Here is a 1,798-nt window from a genome sequence, read left to right on the forward strand (position 1 = left end):
AATAATCACATCCTGCTGAAATTGCTTTCCTTTAAAATGATTCATCGTCATTCCTCCTGCTATCTTTTTCTATTATTCTACCTTATTTGATAGTAGATTTAAAACTTTGCAACAGAACCGCAAATATCTTTGGGACTACTACAGATTATTTGCTGGGACAAAAACCTTATTCAATTATCAGTAGTTTACCTCTAGAACAATTAGATCTTACCAATATTGCAAACTTTTCAAAGGATGAGTTTGATATTTTGAAACATTCAATAGCAGTTTCGGTGGCAAGAAATAAAATAAAGGCAACAGAACTAAAAGATAGAGTTATAGAAAAAAATCAGTTGTCAGAAAAAGATGCAGAACTTTTGAATAAGATTTTTGAAGAAGTTAAAACTTATTGGGAAAATTAGGAGGACGCTAGTCTTCAAAATTCCCTCCCAAAATGTGTCCAAAATATTGACAGAATTCTAGCTTTTCATTATAGTTCTTATGGAACTTTTTTTCTACAACAAAATAGGCTCCATAATATCCATAGGGGATTTACCCACTACAAATAGTATAGAGCCGGTTTTATTAATGTCCTGCATTTCCTAATAAGTTAACCATGACAACACCAATGATAATCAAAATTAAACCGATAATGCTATAAACATTTAGTGTTTCTTTGAAAATCATTACTGCGATAGAGGCTATCAAAACTAAACCGACAGCTGACCATGTTGCATAAGCTATTCCTACAGGAATTTTTTGCATTGCTAGTGATAAGAAATAGAAACAAACGCCATAGCTAAGTAGGGCAGAAACGGTTGGAATAGGCTTTGTAAAACCGTCTGATAATTTCAAAAGGTTAGTTCCCAATATCTCTCCTACAATGGCGATAAAAAGATAAAAGTATGACATGTCTTTAACCTCCTATATGTCATGTTTTTGCTCTAAGAGCTATTATAGCTATCCGTTTTTTATAAATCTTGGCACAAGTCATGAGAATTTGTAGTAAAACTGTGGCAGACACTTTTTCAGAACCAATAGCTGATAAGTTTAGTATATCATAAGATAAATTAAAAAAAAAGTCTTGATTTATTTCAATGTCTTGCGTGGTCTCGATTTTACTGGTAAAATTACTTTTAAGAACTTTAAAAAAGAGGTTTCTATATTTGACAAAACAATGACTTGTTGTCCCGAATGTGGGCATCCTTTGGAGAAAAAATTTTTAAAAGATGAGGGAGATATTCCTTATTGTTCACAATGTGCGAGTTTTCGTTTTCCAGTCTTTAATACAGCAATTAGTGCGATTTTATTTAATGAAAAACATGATAAGATTCTCTTGATTAAGCAATATGACATGGCTGAGCATATTTTGCTAGCTGGTTATGTGTCTAATGATATTCACAACCAATTTCTACAATCATTAAAGGCAATTAATTTAGCCTCTCTTATTACGGATATGGGTAATAAAATTGCACAAAACTAGTCCAAAACTCTTTTTAATAAGGAGTATACTTTCTAGCATTTTATAGTTACTAAAAAGGGTTCTGTTGCAAAGTTTTAAATAAAGAATAAAATCCCTTACGGCATCTATGATTTAAGCTGGGATTCCCAATAATACCTTGATTTCAGTACAGACCGAAAACCCGAAGAGAGTGCCTTCTTTTCGGGTTTTCTTATATAATCCTCGGATGGCTTCCATGCCTTTAATCGTGGGTGAGGCAGTGCGTAAACTTCGATAGAATTTATTGCGTCTCTTTACTGGACGATGGTCTTGTTCAATCAAATTATTCAGGTATTTAATGGTACGATGTTCTGTCCC

At 32.8% G+C, this 1,798-nt stretch carries 4 protein-coding genes; 2 read left to right on the forward strand and 2 right to left on the reverse strand.

Going from position 1 to position 1,798, the window contains the following annotated elements:
- The first annotated feature begins 86 nt into the window (after positions 1-86).
- Positions 87-401 (forward strand): hypothetical protein, encoded by a 315-nt coding sequence (locus CYK18_RS10615; protein WP_257960204.1) that lies wholly within the window; start codon positions 87-89, stop codon positions 399-401.
- A 163-nt stretch (positions 402-564) separates the two neighbouring features.
- Here CYK18_RS10615 and CYK18_RS10620 read toward each other — a convergent pair whose 3' ends face one another.
- Positions 565-891 (reverse strand): DMT family transporter, encoded by a 327-nt coding sequence (locus CYK18_RS10620; RefSeq protein ID WP_049518302.1) that lies wholly within the window; start codon positions 889-891, stop codon positions 565-567.
- A 172-nt stretch (positions 892-1,063) separates the two neighbouring features.
- On the opposite strand from CYK18_RS10620, the gene CYK18_RS10960 reads away from it, so the two are divergent.
- Positions 1,064-1,462, forward strand: a complete 399-nt coding sequence (locus CYK18_RS10960; protein ID WP_009732039.1) for an FmdB family zinc ribbon protein — start codon at positions 1,064-1,066, stop codon at positions 1,460-1,462.
- 111 nt (positions 1,463-1,573) lie between these two features.
- Here the strand turns inward: CYK18_RS10960 and CYK18_RS10630 are convergent.
- Positions 1,574-1,798 (reverse strand): DDE-type integrase/transposase/recombinase (locus CYK18_RS10630; RefSeq protein ID WP_142374391.1); only part of this gene is annotated, 225 nt, incomplete at its 5' end.

The organism is Streptococcus mitis, assembly GCF_002860865.1.
In the GTDB taxonomy this organism is placed as follows: domain Bacteria; phylum Bacillota; class Bacilli; order Lactobacillales; family Streptococcaceae; genus Streptococcus; species Streptococcus mitis_AT.